This window comes from Pseudarthrobacter oxydans (assembly GCF_034258515.1).
Taxonomy (GTDB): domain Bacteria; phylum Actinomycetota; class Actinomycetes; order Actinomycetales; family Micrococcaceae; genus Arthrobacter.
Map to the genome: position 1 here is coordinate 1,390,350 of NZ_CP139438.1, position 18,836 is coordinate 1,409,185.

At 66.9% G+C, this 18,836-nt stretch carries 14 protein-coding genes; 8 read left to right on the forward strand and 6 right to left on the reverse strand.

The window, feature by feature from the left end; translation table 11 throughout:
• Positions 1-75: 75 nt before the first annotated feature.
• The 3 genes from SMD14_RS06395 (at position 76) to SMD14_RS06405 (ending at position 3,103) form a co-directional block, all read left to right on the forward strand.
• Positions 76-303, forward strand: coding sequence for a Trm112 family protein (locus SMD14_RS06395; RefSeq protein ID WP_104997233.1), 228 nt, complete (start codon positions 76-78; stop codon positions 301-303).
• A 9-nt stretch (positions 304-312) separates the two neighbouring features.
• A complete protein-coding gene (ahcY, locus tag SMD14_RS06400) occupies positions 313-1,800 on the forward strand; it encodes an adenosylhomocysteinase (RefSeq protein ID WP_157238716.1) in 1,488 nt (495 codons plus the stop codon).
• A 64-nt stretch (positions 1,801-1,864) separates the two neighbouring features.
• On the forward strand, positions 1,865-3,103 hold the full coding sequence (locus SMD14_RS06405) for an Ig-like domain-containing protein (RefSeq protein ID WP_321215744.1): 1,239 nt from the start codon (positions 1,865-1,867) through the stop codon (positions 3,101-3,103).
• A 3-nt stretch (positions 3,104-3,106) separates the two neighbouring features.
• Here SMD14_RS06405 and SMD14_RS06410 read toward each other — a convergent pair whose 3' ends face one another.
• Positions 3,107-3,907, reverse strand: coding sequence for an RDD family protein (locus SMD14_RS06410; protein ID WP_321215745.1), 801 nt, complete (start codon positions 3,905-3,907; stop codon positions 3,107-3,109).
• Positions 3,908-3,978: 71 nt separating this feature from the next.
• On the opposite strand from SMD14_RS06410, the gene SMD14_RS06415 reads away from it, so the two are divergent.
• Both SMD14_RS06415 and SMD14_RS06420 read left to right on the forward strand, forming a co-directional pair.
• Complete coding sequence (locus SMD14_RS06415; RefSeq protein ID WP_321215746.1) at positions 3,979-4,971, forward strand: stage II sporulation protein M; 993 nt, start codon at positions 3,979-3,981, stop codon at positions 4,969-4,971.
• Between the two features lie 124 nt (positions 4,972-5,095).
• A complete protein-coding gene (locus SMD14_RS06420; protein ID WP_321215747.1) occupies positions 5,096-6,292 on the forward strand; it encodes a TIGR01906 family membrane protein in 1,197 nt (398 codons plus the stop codon).
• A 55-nt stretch (positions 6,293-6,347) separates the two neighbouring features.
• Here SMD14_RS06420 and SMD14_RS06425 read toward each other — a convergent pair whose 3' ends face one another.
• Entirely contained in the window at positions 6,348-8,177 is a 1,830-nt protein-coding gene (locus SMD14_RS06425; protein ID WP_321215748.1) for an AMP-dependent synthetase/ligase, read from the reverse strand.
• A 67-nt stretch (positions 8,178-8,244) separates the two neighbouring features.
• The gene (locus SMD14_RS06430) at positions 8,245-9,972 is read right to left on the reverse strand and encodes a phospholipid carrier-dependent glycosyltransferase (RefSeq protein ID WP_321215749.1); all 1,728 of its coding nucleotides are present in this window, start codon (positions 9,970-9,972) and stop codon (positions 8,245-8,247) included.
• Positions 9,973-10,018: 46 nt separating this feature from the next.
• Between SMD14_RS06430 and rsmI the strand changes: the two genes are divergently transcribed.
• Positions 10,019-10,894: a 16S rRNA (cytidine(1402)-2'-O)-methyltransferase gene (gene rsmI, locus SMD14_RS06435; protein ID WP_321215750.1), complete on the forward strand. Its 876-nt coding sequence runs from the start codon at positions 10,019-10,021 to the stop codon at positions 10,892-10,894.
• Positions 10,895-11,078: 184 nt separating this feature from the next.
• Positions 11,079-12,578 (forward strand): NAD-dependent succinate-semialdehyde dehydrogenase, encoded by a 1,500-nt coding sequence (locus tag SMD14_RS06440; protein WP_321215751.1) that lies wholly within the window; start codon positions 11,079-11,081, stop codon positions 12,576-12,578.
• Between the two features lie 19 nt (positions 12,579-12,597).
• Here the strand turns inward: SMD14_RS06440 and SMD14_RS06445 are convergent, their stop codons facing one another.
• Genes SMD14_RS06445 through SMD14_RS06455 form a run of 3 tightly spaced genes read right to left on the reverse strand, consistent with a single transcriptional unit; the run spans position 12,598 to position 17,709 of the window.
• A complete protein-coding gene (locus tag SMD14_RS06445; protein ID WP_409339713.1) occupies positions 12,598-15,135 on the reverse strand; it encodes a DUF3488 and transglutaminase-like domain-containing protein in 2,538 nt (845 codons plus the stop codon).
• Complete coding sequence (locus SMD14_RS06450) at positions 15,132-16,571, reverse strand: DUF58 domain-containing protein (protein ID WP_157238714.1); 1,440 nt, start codon at positions 16,569-16,571, stop codon at positions 15,132-15,134. The genes SMD14_RS06445 and SMD14_RS06450 overlap by 4 nt, the downstream gene beginning before the upstream one ends.
• A 10-nt stretch (positions 16,572-16,581) precedes the next feature.
• A complete protein-coding gene (locus SMD14_RS06455) occupies positions 16,582-17,709 on the reverse strand; it encodes a MoxR family ATPase (RefSeq protein WP_157238713.1) in 1,128 nt (375 codons plus the stop codon).
• A 162-nt stretch (positions 17,710-17,871) separates the two neighbouring features.
• Between SMD14_RS06455 and SMD14_RS06460 the strand changes: the two genes are divergently transcribed.
• Positions 17,872-18,777: a TatD family hydrolase gene (locus SMD14_RS06460; RefSeq protein ID WP_321215752.1), complete on the forward strand. Its 906-nt coding sequence runs from the start codon at positions 17,872-17,874 to the stop codon at positions 18,775-18,777.
• Positions 18,778-18,836 lie beyond the last annotated feature (59 nt).

The window sequence follows — 18,836 nt, forward strand, 5'->3', positions numbered from 1 at the left end:
CCATGTGGCGGTAGGCTGGAAGCTGCACATCAGTCCGCTACCGGCGCGAGCGCGCCCGCCAGGGAGCACCAATAAATGCCCAAGATCAGTCCCGAACTGCTGTCCGTCCTGCGTTGTCCCGTGACCGGTTCGCCCCTGGTGCAGGAAGGCGAGGAACTGGTTGCCGCCGTCGCTGCGGAATCCGGGGTCAAGCCCCGCTACGCCATCGAGGACGGCATACCGCTGCTCCTGCCCCCGGAGCTGCTCGCTGCAGCCTCCGCGGCAGGATCTGACCAACATGACTCAGCCTCCGGAACGAATTAAGGACCATCCATGACTTTTGATTACAAGGTTGCCGACATCTCCCTGGCGGAAGCCGGCCGCCACCAGATCCGCCTTGCCGAGCACGAAATGCCGGGGCTTATGTCGCTGCGCGAGGAGTTTGGGCCCACCCAGCCGCTCCAGGGCGCCCGAATCGCAGGGTCACTGCACATGACAGTGCAGACAGCGGTGTTGATTGAAACCCTCACGGCCCTGGGCGCGGAGGTCCGCTGGGCCTCCTGCAATATTTTCTCCACCCAAGACGAAGCCGCCGCCGCCGTGGTGGTCGGCAAGGGCACCGTGGAGGACCCTCAGGGTGTGCCGGTGTTCGCCTGGAAAGGCGAAACCCTCGAAGAGTACTGGTGGACCGCCGAGCAGATCCTTACCTGGCCGGGCGCGGAGTCCAATCCCGAACTGGGACCCAACATGATCCTGGACGACGGCGGCGACGCCACCATGCTGGTGCACAAGGGTGTGGAGTTCGAGGCAGCGGGCAACGTGCCGTCCGCTGATCCCACTGATTCGGAAGAGTACGGAATCTTCCTTGAGGTCCTCCGCCGCTCCCTGGCCGCGGATCCGAAGAAGTGGACCCGGACGGCTGCCACCATCAAGGGCGTCAGCGAGGAAACCACCACGGGCGTGCACCGCCTGTACCAGCTCGCTGAACAGGGCAAGCTGCTGTTCCCGGCCATTAACGTCAACGACTCCGTCACCAAGAGCAAGTTCGACAACAAATACGGGATCCGCCACTCGCTCCCGGACGGGATCAACCGCGCCACGGATGTGCTCATGGGCGGCAAGGTCGCCGTCGTCTGCGGCTACGGCGACGTCGGCAAGGGCGCCGCGGAAGCGCTGCGTGGCCAGGGTTCGCGGGTCATCGTTACCGAAATTGATCCCATCTGCGCGTTGCAGGCCGCGATGGACGGCTACCAGGTGGCCAAGCTGGAGTCTGTCCTCGCGCAGGGTGACATCTTCATCACCACCACGGGCAACAAGGACGTCATCATGGCGGAGCACATGGCCGGCATGAAGAACAAAGCGATCGTGGGCAACATCGGCCACTTCGACAACGAGATCGACATGGCGGGGCTCGCGAGGGTCCCCGGCATCAAGAAGGTCGAAATCAAGCCGCAGGTCCACGAATGGGTTTTCGAGCAGGACCCTGCCACAGGCGAGGCCAGCCGGTCCATCATCGTCCTTTCCGAAGGCCGGCTGCTGAACCTGGGCAACGCCACCGGGCACCCGTCCTTCGTCATGAGCAACTCGTTTGCCAACCAGACCATTGCGCAGATTGAGCTGTGGACCAAGAAGGACCAGCCCGAAGGCGAACGCGAATACGAAAACCAGGTCTACGTGCTGCCCAAGGTCCTGGACGAAAAGGTGGCCCGCCTGCACCTGGATGCCCTGGGCGTTGAGCTGACCGAGCTGAGCAAGGACCAGGCCGAGTACCTGGACATTGACGTCGCCGGCCCATACAAGCCCGAGCATTATCGTTACTAAGAAGTAAAGCGCCCGGGCGCCCACTGCGCCCGGGCCGTTACTTTCTGCGCCTAGGATCAAACATATGGAGCCCGAAGTCCAGTCCCGCCGTCCGGGACGCCTCAAGAAAATCCTCCTCGTGGTGGCCGTGTGTGTCCTCGCCGCCATCGGTGGCGTTTTAGCTGCGGTTGCGCCGGGCATCGCCCGGGGTGCCATCGAATCCGAGGCGGGATCCGCCATCAGGACTTCCCCCGGCATTGCCTCGCCGGTTATTGCTCCCGTCAAGTCCGACGCCGTTCCGGCCGGCGGCGCCAAGCAGGTAAATCCGGCGGCCCCGGTGTCGCTGAAGGTAACCAACGGCACCATCGAGCGGGTCACCCTGACCAGTACCTCAGGTGAAATCGTCGAGGGCCGCATTGACGCCGCGGGCACCGGCTGGTCTGCGGCCGGACCGCTCAAGTTCAACACCGACTACAGCTACACGTATGTCGTCAAGGACCAGGCGGGCCGCGAAACAAGCACCACGCAGTCCTTCAGCACGGTATCCAGCACGCACGAGGCGGACGCTGCCATCTACCCGCTTGATGGCATGAAAGTCGGCGTCGGGCAGCCGTTGCAGGTCATTTTCAGCGAGCCGGTGGTCAACCGCGAAGCCGTGGAAAAGGCCATCACCATCACCAGCAGCGCCGGCCAGGTGGGAGCGTTCCACTGGTACAGCGACACCATGGTCCGGTACCGGCCAGAGACCTTCTGGGCCGCCAACTCCACCATCAGCATGGATATGAAGCTCTTCGGCGTGGACCTGGGCAACGGCCAGATTGCCAATTTCAACAAGAAGGTGAACGTCTCGATCGGCGACAAGAAGGTGGCAGTTGCCGACGCCGCCGCGCATACCTTCACGCTGAGCGTCAATGACCAGGTGGTGAAGACCCTGCCGGTGAGCATGGGGGACAAGCGCTTCCCGTCGGCCCGTGGCTATGGCGTGCTGATGGAAAAGAAGCGGTTCGACCACTTCCGGGCCTCGAGCATCGGCCTGAAACCCGACGATCCGGCCTACTACGGTGACGTCGACGTGGAATACACCATCCGCCTCACCCTCAGCGGCGCCTACATCCACCAGGCCCTTGAGTCGGCCTTTCCGTTCATTGGCAACACGAACGTCTCGCATGGCTGCATCGGGTTCGCTCCCGACGGCGCTGCCTGGGTCTTCGACAACATGGGCACCGGGGATGTGGTGCAGATCGTGAACACCGAGGGCGACTACGCCGCCCACGACGACGGGTTCGGCGACTGGAACATTCCATGGAGTGAGTACGACAACTGACGGTCAGCTGCCGAAAGGCAGCCGCTGCAGCCGCTCGCCCGTCTCGGTGTTGCGCCGGCGCGATTGGGCCAGCCGGGTCAGCTCCCGGTTGCGGCGTTCAGCCACGACGGCGGCAAGGTAGTCGTCCGGCCCGGTACCGGCGGGAGGGGGCGGAGCCACGTGGGCGGACAGTTCGGTGGCGATGGACGCGGCCATTTCAGAGCGGGACAGGGGGGCCATCCGCCCTGCCTGGCGGAGGAACTGCGTAGCCCTGCGGGCCGTAGCATCAGGGATCCGTCCGATATCGGCGGCGGCTGCCCACGCTTTCAGCCGATGCGGAACGAAGACCGGCACCGGCTGCTCCACGGGGACGCGCGTACGGACTGCATAGGTTCCGGCCATGAGGTCACCCAGCCGGCGTGACTTGTCATTGAAGAGCGCAACGGTCAGCGCAATCCCGCCAAAAGTCAGGTAGATCTCCAGGAATCCGGTCAGGCCGCGGATGACTGCATGCCGGAAACGGATGGCGCCGCCGTCCTCCCGAACCACCCGGAGGCCGGTGGCCAGCTTCCCCAGGGACAGGCCGCGGCTGAGCGTTTCAACACCTACCGGAACAATCACCAGGCAAAAGACCACGGCCACCAGGATCAGGGCGCGCGTGGCCGCCTCGTCGAGGTCCTCACCGGCAGCGGACAGGCCAATCAGGATCGCCACCAGCAGGATGACGCTGAAGGCAACATCAAGGAGCAGGCCAAGGGCGCGGGCCGCAAAGGACGCCGGCCGCAGTTCCAGCACCACGGCCTCGCCGGTGACAATCGAACTCACAGGTTTTTCCCGTTCTCGAGGCTTACGGTGTGGTCGCTCACAGTCTAGTGCCGGAGCGCTAGGCTGGTCCCGTGGATATGGACGCCTTCTCCGCTGTCAACGCGGACAAGTGGGCACGGCTGCACGAGCTTGCCTCCAAGGGCAGGCTCAGCGGCCGCGAGGCCGATGAACTGCTGGCGCTGTACCAGTCCACGTCCGCGCACTTGTCCCTGATCCGCTCGGTTGCCCCCGAAAGCGGGCTCTCCGCCTCGCTGTCCGCCACCCTCGCCCAGGCGAGGACACGGTTCACCGGCGCGCGGTCCAATCCCATGGCGGACCTGGCACGGTTCTTCGTGGTCGCACTTCCGGCTGCGTTCTATCGGCTGACCTGGCTCACGCTTGCCTGCGGCACGGCCTTCGCCCTCATCGGTGCGGCGTACGCACTCTGGATTGGCACGTCCCCGGAAGCGCTGCGGGCAGTGGCGTCCGAGGCCGCGGCCCGGCAGTACGTCGAGGAAGACTTCATCAACTACTATTCCGAGAACCCGGCTGCGTCCTTTGCAGGCGCCGTGTGGACCAACAACGCCTGGATCAGCGCACAGGCTGTCGCCCTGGGGATCACCGGCTTCTGGGTTCCGATGATCCTGTTCAGCAACGCCCAGGGCGTGGGGGTCGCCGCCGGTATCTTTGCCGCTGCCGGCAAAACCGACGTCTTCTTCAGCTACATCCTGCCGCACGGCCTGATGGAACTCACTGCAGTCTTCATCGCCTGTGCCGCCGGCCTGCGGATCTTCTGGGCGATGGTTTCACCGGGACCGAGAACCAGGGGAAGGGCGGTGGCCGAGGAAGGCAGGTCCCTGATCACCGTGGCCCTTGGCCTGGTCCTGGTGTTGTTTGTCTCCGGGCTGGTGGAAGGATTTGTCACTCCCAGTGCACTGCCGGTGTGGGCCAAGATTGCCATCGGCGCCGCAGTTTTGGCTGCGTACTGGTTCTACGTGCTGAAGTGGGGCAGGCCGGCTTACCTGGCCGGAGAACGCGGGGACCTCCGGCGTGAGGACGCGGGCTACCCGGAAATCGCTGCCTGAATCGTTGTAATCCGACCGGGGTGGTTCCTCGCCCAGCCGAAGGCGCGGACGGTAGGCTCGTCAACAGATAAAGCGCGCCTGCTGACCCCGGCCCGGCGCGGACATTCGACGGAAGTGACCTGCTGTGAAAGACGAAACACCGGCCCGCGCCAAAAGCCCGGAGCCGCAGCCGGAACCCCTCCTGGATACCTCCCGGGACTCCGACGAGCCCGCCTTTTCCTGGCTGACCCCCGGGCGCGGTTCCAGTGCAGCCAGCAGTTCCAGCGCAGCATCCGGGTCCTCGGCCGCCCCAGCCTCCGGCGCCCCGGCCCCATCCACCGCTGACGGTTCCGCCACTCCCACCGCCACCGCAGATGGTTCCCCCGCTTCCAGCGGCACGGCCGGGACGAAAGGCGCCGGCTCCGCAGGCGCTGAAGCCACATCAAGGGTTCCGGAAGGGACCGGCCGGGCTGAGACCAGGGCGGACCGGAAAGCAGCCGAAGCCGCCGCCGACCCCGACGGCGACGGCAGTTCCCCGGTCTTCAGGGAGCCCCTTGCCACGTCCGCGCTGCAGGTCCGCCCGCCGGAGGAAGAGGTGGAGCGCCGCAATGCCCAACGTGAGAGTGCCGCGAACGCCAAGCCGGTGGCGCCGCGCGTCATGCAGGTGTTGCTTGCTGTCTTCTTCCCGGTGACTTTGCTGATCCTGGCTGTCCGGGCGGTGACCAGTCCGCTGTTCCTGTGGGTGGAATACAACCGCCCCGGATTCCCCGGCGACGGGTACGGGTTCAGCACGGACGACCGGATGACCTACGGCTCCTACGCAGTGGATTACCTCAGCAACTGGTCCGGCCCGCGCTACCTGGGCGACCTGGTGCACCGCGGCGGCGACAAGTTGTTCAAGGACGGCGAAGTCAGCCACATGGCGGACGTAAAACTGGTGATCCTCTCAACCTTCGGCGCAGGTGTCCTGCTGCTCCTGTTGGGCCTCATCGCCGTCCTCTACCTCCGCAAACGAAGCACCGGGGGCGTCCGGCGGGGGCTGTTCGCCGGCTCCATCGTCACCTTAGTCCTCATCCTGGGCCTGGGGACGCTGGCGTTCCTGGGCTGGCAGCAGTTCTTTACCGAGTTCCACCGGATCTTCTTCGCCGACGGCACCTGGACCTTCAGCATGGATGACACCCTGATCCGGCTGTTCCCAGGCCAGTTCTGGATTGATGCCGGGATGGTGATCGCCGCCCTGGTTCTCCTGACAGCGCTCCTGACGCTCATCCTCACCTGGCCCACCCGCCGGCGGCGCGGACTGGTGAAGGACGAACCGGTTCCCGCCGCAGGCCAGGAGTAACCGGGACAGGATCGCCGTCCGGGCAGCCGGCTCCATACAGCCCGGGCGGACGGGGTCAGGCGTACAGCTTGGCGATCTCGTCGCCGTAGTCACGCACGACGGCGGCCCGCTTCAGTTTGAGGGACGGGGTCAGGTGTCCCGACTCCACTGTGAACTGGGCATCGAGGAGCGAGAAGCTCCGGACGGACTCGGCTTTGGACACCAGCAGGTTCGCCTGGTCCACCGCATCCTGGACTGCCGCGAGGACGTCCGGGTCCTTGATCGCGTCGCTGGCTGAGAGGGCGGGCAGGCCCTGCTCCGAACGCCAGTTGTCCACGCCCTCGGGGTCGAGGGTGACCAGCGCCGAGACGAAGGGTTTCCCATCGCCCACCACAACCGCATGCGCCACCAGCGGATGGGAACGGATCTTTTCCTCGAGAGGGCCCGGTGCCACATTCTTGCCGCCCGCAGTGACCAGCAGGTCCTTCTTACGGCCCGTCACGGTGAGGAACCCCTGCGGATCCAGTTCCCCGAGGTCGCCGGTCCGGAAAAAACCGTCCACAAAAGCCTCGGCATTCGCGGCCTGGTTGGCGTGGTAGCCCTTGAAGACGCCAATTCCCTTCACCAGGATTTCACCGTCTTCCGCCACCCGGATGGTGGTGCCGGGGATGGGTATCCCCACTGAGCCCACCCGGGTACGCGACGGGGTGTTGGCGGTGCACGGCGCCGTGGTTTCGGTTAACCCGTAGCCTTCCAGTACCGGGATGCCGGCGCCCCGGAAGAAGTGGGCGTCCTCCAGGGCCAGCGGACTGGCCCCGGATACGGTGTACCCGACCTGTCCGCCCAGGGCCTGCCGAAGGCGGGGATACAGCAGCCGGTCAAAGATTCCATGGCGCACCCGGCACAGCAGCCCGGGGCCGCTGCCCTTCCCGCGGTTCCGCTTATCCTCTTCCTGCGAGAACTCAATGGCCGTGGCCGATGCAGCCCGGAAGAGCCAGGCCTTGCCCGAGAGGGCAGCCTTGTGGGCGGCGGTGGCCCTGACTTTTTCGAAGATCCGCGGCACCACCAGCAGGAAAGTGGGCCGGAACGTGCCCAGGTCCTCAAGGAGCCGGGCGGCTCCCGGGGTATGGCCCAGAGTGGCCCCGGCGGCGAGGCACACCACTTGGACGGCACGGGCAAGGACGTGGGCCAGGGGCAGGAACATCAGGGTGCGGGCCTGGTCCTGCAGCAGCAGCTCCGGAAGGAACGCCACGATGTTCTTCGCCACCAGGGCGAAGTTTCCGTGCGTGATCTCGCAGCCCTTGGGATTTCCCGTGGTGCCCGACGTGTATACCAGGGAGGCGACGTCCGCCAGGCCGGCCCGGCTGCGGTGCCGCTCAAGCTCCGCGTCGGTAACCCCCGCGCCGGCAGCGGCGAGGCTGGCAAGGTCCGGTGCTTCGCCGTCGTAATCCATCCGCACTACGTTGACCAGCCGGTCCCGGAGCAGGAAGGAGCCCTCGAGCACAGTGGTGACCAGGTCCACCGTGGCCCGGTCGCCGGCAAAGACGCGGCGCACGCCGGCGTCCTGGATGATCCACTCCACCTGGCGTGCGGAGGACGTCTCGTAGATGGGGACCGTCACACCGCCGGCAAACCAGATCGCGAAATCGACCAGGGTCCATTCGTAGGAGGTGGGGGACATCACGGCCACGGCGTCGCCCGGCTCAAGGCCGCCGGCGATGAGGCCCTTGGCCAACGCGCTGACATCCTGCAGGAACTTGTGGGCTGTGACGTCAACCCAGCCGTTGGGCCCCTTCCTGCGGTACAGGGCGTGCGCAGGGTTGGCCTCATGCTGCTCCAGCAGCAGGTCAGTCACATTGCTGGCGGCGTCAAGCTCAACCAGCAGTTCGGTGCTCGCTTCTCTCACATCAGGTCTCCGTTTCCGCTGCCACGCCGCGGCAGCGGCTCCGTTGGGGGTCTGATGCCATCCTGCCCTAGATCCAGGACGGCATCCACATCCGGACTTTCCAGTCCTCGTAGGGAATGGTTTCGGCGGCCCAGACAGGATAGAAGAAAGCCGACAGGAGGACGGCGGCCGCCACGAAAAGGGCAACCAGGTAGAGCCCCGAGCGGCGGCGCCAGGGCGGGTCGGCGGCCTTGCCCAGGACGAGCCCCAGGCAGTATGTCAGGGCCAGGATGAGGAACGGTTCAAAGGAGACCGCGTAGAAGTAGAACATGGTCCGTTCGGGGTACAGGAACCATGGCAGGTATCCTGCGGCCACGCCGGCCAGCACCGCTCCGGCGCGCCAGTCCCGGCGCCCGGCCCACCAGAACAGGAGGACCACCAGGGCTATCGCCGCACCCCACCAGATCAGCGGGTTTCCCACGGACAGGATCGCAGAGGTGCATTTTTCCACTGCACAGCCGGGTGTGCCCTGTTGGGGCGATTCGTAAAAGAACGACGTCGGCCTGCCGAGTACCAGCCAGCTCCAGGCAGATGCCTCGTACGGGTGCTCCGAGCCCAGGCCCTGGTGGAACGTGTAGGCCTCCTGGTGGTAATGGGCCAGCGAGCGGACAGAGTCTGGCAGCCAGCCCCACTCGGCGGAGGGGTTGCCCTCGGCCCACCGGCGGAAGTACGCATGTTCGGACCGGAACCAGCCTGTCCACGTGGCCGCGTAGACGACACCGGCCACCGGAACGGTGCTAAGGAATGCCGGGATGCCGTCCTTGATGACGCCTCCGCTGATCCAGCCGCGGATGCCTGCCACGCGCCGGGCGCTCAGGTCCCACAGGACGGTGAGCAGTCCAAACCCGGCCAGGAAAAACAGGCCGGACCATTTGGTCCCGATTGCGAGCCCCAGGCAGATTCCTGCCGTTACCCGCCACCAGCGGACGCCCAGCCAGGGGCCGGAGAGCAGGTGGGCCGCCGTGGGGATGCCGCCGTTTCCTGCGGCAGCACGGGCCAGCCGAACCGCGAGCCGGCGCCGGCCGTCATCCCGGTCAAGCAGCAGGGCGCCAAACGCGGCGAGAACCCAGAACATAAGGAAGATATCCAGCAGCGAGGTCCGGGACATCACCAGGTGGTGGCCGTCCACGGCCAGGAGGAGTCCCGCGGCTCCGGCCAGCGGAAGGGACCGGAACAGCTTCAGGGCGATCAGCGACAGCAGCAGGATGGACAGGGTGCCGGTCAGCGCGGCGGAGAAGCGCCACCCAAACGGGTTGTCAGGGCCGAAAAGCCACATGCCCGCCGCAATCATCCACTTGCCCACGGGCGGATGGACCACGTACTCGGGGGACTCCAGCAGCACTCCGGGGTTTCCGGAGTTGAACGCGTCATTGGCCTTGTCCGGCCAGCTGCGTTCGTAGCCGCTGATCAGGTAGGAGTACGCGTCCTTCACGTAATACGTTTCGTCAAAGACCAGCTTGGGCGGCGCCTCGAGCCGGACAAGCCGCAGGATCCCGCCGACGAGGGCAGCCAGGACGGGAACCAGCAGGAGCCACAGCCGCAGCGACGGCGGGTAGTCGCGCCATGTTTGGACGCTGCCGAGGAGCCTGGCTGTGAGGGATTCCACCGTGAACGCCTCGGCGGGGCGGCTGACCCACGGCCGTTTTGCGGTACTCCCCGGACCGCCCGGGGTCCCCCGTGTTTCGCTGCCTGCTGCTGCGGGGGCGGCGTGTCCGGTCCCGCCCGGCCGCGTCGAGGTCTGCGTCACGAGCCCCATGCTACCGTTTGCGGCCGGCAGTCCTCCGCAGCAGTAGGCTGGTGGCGTGGACCCTAACCCCAGCACCCCTCCAGATTCCGGCCCGGCAACTCCAGGGCGCATCGTGCTTGCCGCCACTCCAATCGGCAACACCGGGGACGCTTCCGCAAGGCTGGTGGAGCTGCTGGGAACCGCTGACATCGTGGCCGCCGAGGACACGCGCCGGCTGCACCGCCTGGTCCAGAGCCTCGGCGTGACCGTGGCCGGACGGATCATCAGCTACCACGAACACAATGAGGCCGCGAAGACCGCCGAGCTGCTGGACCAGGTTCGGGCGGGGAACACCCTGGTCATGGTCACCGACGCCGGCATGCCCTCGGTGTCGGACCCCGGGTTCCGGCTGGTGCAAGGTGCCGTGGCGGCGGGCCTGACGGTCACCGCCGTGCCAGGGCCATCGGCAGTGCTCACCGCCCTGGCGTTGTCCGGCCTGCCCACGGACCGGTTCTGCTTTGAAGGCTTCCTTCCACGGAAGGCAGGGGAGAGGGCCTCGCGGCTCGCGGACCTGGCAGGCGAGCAGCGGACCATGGTGTTCTTCGAAGCGCCGCACCGGTTGGAGGCCATGCTCCGGGCACTGCGCGAACGGTTCGGGCCGGACCGTCCCGGTGCGGTGTGCCGCGAACTGACCAAGACGTATGAAGAAGTAATCCGTGGCACCCTCGGTGAACTTCTGGCTTGGGCGGAAAGCACGGAGATCAGGGGAGAGATCGCCGTTGTCCTGGGCGGTGCGCCGGACCAGGCGGCAGGGACGCCGGAGGACCACGTGGCGGCAGTTAACGAACTCGTGGCCCAGGGCATCCGGCTCAAGGAAGCCGTTGCAGCCGTCGCGGAGGACGTCCGGGTGAGCAAGAGGGAGCTCTATTCAGCCGTTTTGGCGGCCCGCTGAGAATCCCTGGCCGCACCCGCACCGGCTGTGCAGCTGCACAGCACCAGCGCGGACCGGCAGTGCGCAACGGCGTAGACCAGCGTGAAGCCGCCGCAGTAGTCTGGCAGTAATCCAGCCTGTATGGGCCCGGTCACTCCGGCCGCTGCCGACGGGCTGCACCAACCCTACTGACGAGGGAGTCATCGTGACTGTCACTGCACAGCCGGCCGTTTCCGCAGACCGCGAAAGCGCCCTTCTGGCCACTATCCCCACTGGCCTGCTCATCAACGGCGAATGGCGCGATGCCATCTCCGGGAAGACCTTCGACGTCGAAGATCCCGCCACCGGGAAGGTGCTGCTGAGCCTTGCCGACGCCGGGCCCGAGGACGGTGCCGCAGCCCTGGACGCGGCCGCCGCCGCGCAGGAGTCCTGGGCGAAGGTTCCTCCCCGCGAGCGGGGCGAAATCCTCCGCCGTGCCTTTGAACTGGTGACCGAGCGCGCCGAGGACTTCGCGTTGCTGATGACAATGGAAATGGGCAAGCCGCTGGCCGAAGCCCGCGGCGAGGTCACCTACGGCGCAGAGTTCCTGCGGTGGTTCTCGGAGGAAGCCGTCCGGGCCTTCGGCCGCTACTCCGTGTCTCCGGACGGCAAGTCGCGCCTGCTCGTGACCAAGAAGCCGGTGGGCCCCTGTTTGCTCATCACGCCCTGGAACTTCCCGCTGGCCATGGCCACCCGCAAGATCGCCCCCGCTGTCGCCGCCGGCTGCACCATGGTCCTGAAGTCGGCGAACCTTACCCCGCTGACCTCCCAGCTCTTTGCCGCCGTCATGATGGAAGCCGGCCTGCCGGCGGGCGTGCTGAATGTCATCCCCACCTCGACGGCAGGTGCCACCACCGGCCCGCTGATCAAGGACTCCCGGCTGCGGAAGCTCTCGTTTACCGGCTCCACGGAAGTGGGCCGCCGCCTGCTCGCCGATGCGTCCGGAACAGTCCTGCGCACCTCCATGGAGCTGGGCGGCAACGCCCCATTCGTGGTGTTCGAGGACGCTGACCTGGATGCCGCCGTCGCAGGGGCGATGCTCGCCAAGCTCCGCAACATGGGGGAGGCCTGCACGGCAGCGAACCGCTTCATCGTGCACGAGTCCATCGCCGCCGAGTTCGCGGAGAAGTTCGCCGCGAAAATGAAGGACATGACCACCGCACGCGGCACCGAGCCTGAGTCCAAAGTGGGCCCGCTTATTGATGCCAAGAGCCGGGACAAGGTCCATGAACTGGTCTCCGACGCTGTTGCCTCCGGCGCGAAAGCCATCGTGGGCGGCGGACCGGTGGAGGGTCCGGGCTACTTCTACCAGCCCACGATCCTGTCCGGGGTCACGGAGGGCACCCGGATCCTGTCCGAGGAAATCTTCGGCCCCGTGGCCCCGATCATCACCTTCAGCAGCGAGGACGACGCCGTCCGCCTGGCCAACAACACCGAATACGGGCTGGTGGCCTACGTCTTCACCAAGGACCTGAACCGCGGCATCCGGATGGGCGAGCGCCTCGAGACCGGCATGCTCGGCCTGAACGCCGGCGTCATTTCAAACGCGGCTGCCCCGTTCGGCGGAGTCAAGCAGTCCGGCCTGGGACGTGAGGGCGGCCTCGAAGGCATCGAGGAGTACCTCTACACGCAGTACATCGGCATCGCCGATCCCTACGCCGGATAAGTCGACGGGCTGGTAGCGGTCAGCCCCCGCTTCGCCGGTGGACGCCGTCGCGCGGTCCGGGCCTGGAAGGAACAGGCCAGGAGCGTGCGGCGGCTTTTGCCGTCCTGGCCAGGACTCGGCCAATGGCGCGGCCAGTGGAGCGGAACGGGGCGGCGAGGAAGCGCCCCAGGCCGCCCATGACCGACGGCGGCACCCAGGCGGCCTGCAGCCGCCGCCTGAGCGGAGCATTGGCGCGCAGTGTTTCTTCCACGGCCCCGACTTCGGCTGCCATGGCCGTTGCCCTGTCCCGGGCGGACTGGGACTTTGCGTCATCGGTATCCTGTTCCGGTATGGTGCGGGGCGGGCGGCCGTAGCTGTGGCGTTCGAACTCTTCCGTGAGGGCAGCGGCTGCCTGGTGCGCGGGCCGGTCCACGCCTTCCGGGTCTCCCAGCAGGGTGCCACGGAGCCGCGCCGAATAGGCCCGGGGTGTCTCGCTGGCGCCTGGGGGCAGTCCGTAGTCGGTGCCGAGATCCAGCAGTTCGCGCCATCCCATGGGCACGGCCTTGCCGGGGTCCTGCGGCCGGAGCCGCCGTGCCCGGATTCCCGCCCGAACCATCCTGGGGGCGGCCGCAAGGAGCGCCACCGCCAGGACGCCGCCGGCGCCCAGGAGCCACGGCAGGAGCTGGACGCCGGCGTCAGCGCCTCCGCCGCCACCGCCGGGGGCGGGCAGGGGAGTGGTGCTGGGTGCAGGAACGGGAGCGGGCGTGGCGCCGGGAACCAGGTCCTGGTTGTTGTCCAGTGCGTCGGGGGAGGCAGATACCGATGATTCCGTGGCGTATTCGGGGACCACACCGCGGGACGGAGTGGGCTCGAAGGGCACCCAGCCGAGGCCCTGGAAGTAAAGTTCCGGCCACGCGTGGGCATCACGCGCATCCACCTCATATTCGGGCAGCGCTCCCTGACCGGCCACGGAAACGGTGGCACCCGTGAGCCTGCCGGGGGCGTAGCCTACGGCGATCCGGCTGGGGATACCTTCCAGCCTCGCCATGACGGCCATGGCGGACGCGTAATGGATGCAGTATCCGCTCTTCTGCTCGAGGAAGTCAGCCAGCACCGAGAGCCCGTTGCCGTCGTAGCCGCCCTGCACCGGAGACTGCAGTGAGTAGGTGAACGCGGCCGAACGCAGGTACTTCTGGATCGCCATCGCCTTCTGGTACGGCGTGCCTGTCCCGGCGACGGTATCGGCGGTGGCGCGCACAATGTCGGGAACGTTGCCGGGGATCCGGGTGAAGTCCTCGGGGATGCCCTGGACTGCTGCGGAGGACTGATTCAGGAGCGCTGCCGTCAGTTTGGGCACGGAGGACGTCACCAGGTACTCCTGCCTTCGTGATGTTGTGGTGCCGGATCCCTTGATGCTCAAGGTCGCCGGGTCCCAGGTCCACCGGCCGCTGAGCCCGCGGACCGTTTCGGGGGCATACGGTGCGGGAAGGTAGGGGCTGTTGAAACTGCCGGCGTCGATGGCCGTGACCAGCCGGAGCTGTTCGTCGGCAAGCACCGTATAGCCAGGGTCGATCCTGCCGCCCATCGGCAGGCGGGAAGCGTCACGGTCGTCGGGGCCCCAGGATTCGCCGTCGAAATTGTCCACGGTGACCGAGCGCAGGTACAGCGGGGCGGCGGCATTGGTGGCGTAGGTGATCCGCCCGCTTCCGTCGGGAGTGCGCAGGCTGTTGCCCAGGGTGATCATGGGGTTCAGTCCTGTTGACGTGCCCCACGGATTGAGGCGGGATCCTTGCGGGAAGGTGCCCTGGTCGAAGCCGGGAATGGCCAGGGGCGCCACCAGGGTTGCGGCGAGGGCAACGGACCCCGTGAGAACGGCACGCCGCAGGTGGCCCGGACTCCGGGCGGCATCGGTCTGAAGCCGGGCATCGGGGGCGTAATACTGGCTGCAGGCAAGGATCATCAGGTATCCGGCAACTGTTGCGGCGAATCCCCAGAAGCCTACGCTCTGCGGCTTGATCATCGCGGGCACCACCAGGATCGCCAGCAGCCCCACCCCGGTAGCGGCCGGCATGCCGAGCGGCAGCGCAAGTGCATCCACCAGGATCACCGCCAGGCCCAGGACAGCGCAGGCAACCATGACGATGCCTACATTGGGCGCCACGGGCGCGGTCTCGGAGAGAACAGTCTCGCTGGCGCGCCGGACCAGGCGGTCCAGTTCGGCAAAGCTGCCTCCGGTGGGGACAAGCCCGGCAAAGCTTGAGCTGCGGAAAAAAGTCAGCGTCAGGATGGCACCCAGGGAAAGGAACCCGCCGGCCGTCACGAGCAGAGGCTGCGCGCGCAGGGACCGGAGGGCGGCCAGGGTGAAACTGACCACCAGGACGGTGGTCAGCACCGGCCAGTACCAGCCCCAGCCCCGGAGCACGCCGTTCAGCGAAAGGGCGGCACCGCACACGGCCACGGCGATCGCTCCGGCCATGGCCCAGGGGTAGGCGCCCACCGGGGGCCGGGCGGCGGGGTTTCCACCAGGCGTCCCGGACGGCAGGTCTGTTCCGTGCCTGCGGGCTGGTGCCATGGTCACCGGGACACCCCCGTTCCGCGGCGGACGTCGGCGGTCGGGGCGGGTATGGCAAGGTCCTGGTCGAACTGGCTCCAGGCCGCCGCTACGGGAACCGAGGGGGCAACGGCCACTGCCCGCCAGCCTCCCTGGCGGAGCACCTCCAGGACATCCGCGTACTCTGCGGGCCTTTCGGCAGCGATGATGGCAAAGGCATTGGTGGCGTAGCCTGCCGCCGGGGCAAGCGCAAGGGCCTCCATGCGGCTAATGGTTCCGAGCACCGCGATCACCGGACCCCGCATGCGGTGTGCGGACAGCTTGTCCATGAGGAGGTCGTCGAAAGCCTCCGGCCCCGGGTCATGGGACGTGCGGTCGCGAGTGGCCGCCCGGGCCGCCCACTCGTGAAGGACATTGTCGCGGCGGGCGTGGTGGGATCCGGTCAGCTGGATGGCCGCAAGGCTTTCTCCGATGGACTGGAGCCCGGCACCGCCGCTGTACTCCTCAACATCAGGTTCGGGAGCGGACGGCGAGTGCAGGAAGGCAGGCCCGCCGCCGGTGTCCAGCAGGCGCAGGGCGTAGTTTCGCTCCGCCAGGTGCGCGCTGATCGACATGACCGCCACAACGCTCCACTCGAAGGCCGCGCTGCTGGCCATGGAGGGCCCGTCCTGGCCAGCCTGCCCGGCCGGACCTGCGGAGCCCCCGGAAAACGCGCTGTACCGGTGGTCCATGACGATTGTTGCCTCGGGGGTGGTGACCGACTCCTCCTGACGCACCATGAGGTCGCCGTGGCGTGCAGTGGCGGCCCAATGCACCCGCCGCATGGGATCCCCGTGCCGGTACTCGCGGGTCATGACGTCGTCGTCGCTGGGATTGGCCCGGATCCTGGTGGCCGTGATGCCGTCGTTGCCCCGGGCGCCGGCCAGCCCGGTCAGGGGAAGCACGACGGCGGCAGGCGTCACGGTGAGGATGTCGCCGTCGTCAATCGCCTGGCGGTGCAGCGAAAGGCCGAACGGGTCCGTGAACTCAGCCGTCACCGGGCCAATGAGGAACTGCCCGCGCCGGGCTGAGCGCAGGTGGTACTCGTACCGGCTGGTGCCCCCTGTGGCGGAGCGGGAAGGGAAACGGAATGCCGGCGACTCGCCCAGGCGGGCAGGCAACCGCTCCTCCATGGTGGCCCGGCCGCTGCCGGTTCCCGTCCTGGCCACCGCGAGCCGGACGGTCGTGGGCGCGGAGGTTTCCACGGGGGAGGGGTTGAACTCCCGGTACACCTGGAACCTGGGTTTCACCAGCCGGATCCCGGCAAGGGAAACCAAAGGAAGGACTATGAGCAGCACGCTCAACGTCAACAAGTCCCTGCGGCCCATGATGTACGCAGCTCCGAGGGCGATGCCCCCGGCGGTGATCATGCCCCAGCCGCGGGTGGTGAAGAGGTGCCGGGGCACTTTGTCCAGCAGTGCCATGGGTAGCCGCCTAGCGGTTCCTGCCCAGGCCGGTGACCGGGGCAGCCGTCCTGCCGGCAGGGGCAGGGGCCCTTGTGCCGGCTCCAGCGGTCCCGGACGTGACGGGCAAGCGCGACAGGATGCCCCGCAGGACACTGTGGGGGGTCTCCCCGGCACCAGCGGCCTTCCGGTCCAGGATGATCCTGTGTGCCAGCACGGCTTCGGCGAGGTGGACGACGTCGTCCGGCAGCACGAAGTCGCGCCCGTCCAGGGCCGCGGTGGCTTTCGCCGCGCGCAGCAGCTGCAGCATGGACCGGGGGCTGGCACCCAGCCGGAGCAGCGGGCTTTCCCTGGTGGCCCTGCCCACGGACACTGTGTACTCCTTGACAGCCTGGGACACGTAAACCTGCTGGACGGTGGTGATCATGGCCGCCACCTCAGCTGCAGTGACGACAGCGGAAACCTTGGCCAGGGGCGAGGTTGCCTGATGCGTTTCGAGCATCTCGATCTCGGCGTCCTTGTCCGGGTATCCCATGGAGATCCTGGCCATGAAACGGTCCCGTTGCGCCTCGGGCAGCGGGTAGGTCCCCTCCATTTCGATGGGGTTCTGGGTGGCGACCACCATGAACGGCTCGTCGAGCCGGTACGAGTTGCCGTCCACCGTCACCTGGTGCTCTTCCATGCATTCAAGCAGCGCGGACTGGGTCTTGGCCGAGGCGCGGTTGATTTCGTCGCCGATGACGATGTTGGCGAAGACAGCCCCCGGACGGAACTCAAACAGCCGGGAGGCCTGGTTGTAGATGGACACGCCCGTCACATCGGACGGCAACAGGTCCGGGGTGAACTGGATCCGGTTGACGGTGCAGTCGATGGTGCGTGCCAGTGTCTTGGCGAGGAGTGTCTTCCCTACGCCCGGGACATCTTCAAGCAGCAGGTGGCCCTGGGCCAGCAGTACGGTCAGCGCCAGTTTGGCGGCGTCGGATTTCCCATCGATGACTGTATTAACGGACGTGAGGATGCGCTGGCTCGCTGCGTGGAAGGAAGCAGCGTCCATGGCTGCGGGGCGGTGACCGTTCAAACGGCTGACGGGATCGGTAATTCCCGCCAGGTTGCCGTGCACAGCGCTCACATCGTTGGCAGTGCGTCGGTGGGGTTCCATCGGCAACCTTTCAGCGCTGGTTCACCTGGACGGGACAGCAAGCCTGCCTTCGCCCGTCGGGTGGGCGTTCGCATGTGTTCGTACCAGACTACTAACACAACTGCCACCGCAGACAGAGAGTTCCGACAAATATGCGGCAGCATCCGCGGCTAGGCTGGACGGATGTGCAATCCGCTTCCTCCCGCTGCCTACCAGGACCCCGCAACGGCAGGCGCACCGGAGCCGGGGAACTCACGGCAAAAGGCGTTTCCGCCCGCTCCGGAACCCCTGCCGGTACCCGTTATGGACAACCACACCCACCTTGACTTCCCGGACGGACAGGCCCCGGTCGGAGTGAAGGCGGCTTTGGATGCCGCCGCGGCCGTGGGTGTCCAGGGAGCAGTCCAGGTGGGCTGCGACCTGGAATCGTCCCGGTTCACGGTCCGCGCGGTGGACCTGGACGAGCGGCTGCTGGGGGCGGTGGCGCTGCATCCCAACGACGCCCCCCGTTACGCCGCCCGCGGCCAACTGGAAGAAGCGCTCGCAGAGATTGAGCAGCTCGCCTCCCACCCCCGGATCCGGGCCATCGGGGAGACCGGGCTCGATTTCTACCGCACCGAGGGGGAGGGGCTGGCGCATCAGAGGTACTCCTTCCGGCGCCATATCGACATCGCCAAGCGCCTGGACCTGACGCTCCAGATCCACGACCGGGACGCGCATGACGACGTCGTCCAGGTACTGAGGGAAGAAGGCGCGCCGGGGCGGGTGGTTTTCCACTGTTTCTCCGGCGACGACGAGCTGGCGAGGATCTGCAACGAGGAAGGGTGGTGGATGTCCTTTGCAGGTACGCTGACTTTTCGGAATGCGGCGAATTTGCGCCGGGCCCTCGCAGTTGCGGACCCTGGTTTGGTCCTGGTGGAAACCGATGCGCCGTTCCTGACTCCGCACCCCCACCGCGGGCGGCCGAACGCCAGCTACATGGTTCCTTACACAGTCCGCGCCATGGCCGAATTGACAGAATCCGATCTTGCAGAAATATGCGCCCGAATAAGCGAAAATACCGTACGGGCATACGGATCCTGGGACTAGGCGGCCGTTTCCCGGGCATTGTCAAATAAATACCCGGTATGCACAATTGTTGGTTGCTT

Coding starts and splice junctions, on each gene's coding strand:
- SMD14_RS06395 (WP_104997233.1), top strand. CDS start 76: ATGCCCAAGATCAGTCCCGAACTGCTGTCCGTCCTGCGTTGTCCCGTG.
- ahcY (WP_157238716.1), top strand. CDS start 313: ATGACTTTTGATTACAAGGTTGCCGACATCTCCCTGGCGGAAGCCGGC.
- SMD14_RS06405 (WP_321215744.1), top strand. CDS start 1,865: ATGGAGCCCGAAGTCCAGTCCCGCCGTCCGGGACGCCTCAAGAAAATC.
- SMD14_RS06430 (WP_321215749.1), bottom strand. CDS start 9,972: ATGGGGCTCGTGACGCAGACCTCGACGCGGCCGGGCGGGACCGGACAC.
- SMD14_RS06450 (WP_157238714.1), bottom strand. CDS start 16,571: ATGGCACTGCTGGACAAAGTGCCCCGGCACCTCTTCACCACCCGCGGC.
- SMD14_RS06455 (WP_157238713.1), bottom strand. CDS start 17,709: ATGGAACCCCACCGACGCACTGCCAACGATGTGAGCGCTGTGCACGGC.
- SMD14_RS06460 (WP_321215752.1), top strand. CDS start 17,872: ATGTGCAATCCGCTTCCTCCCGCTGCCTACCAGGACCCCGCAACGGCA.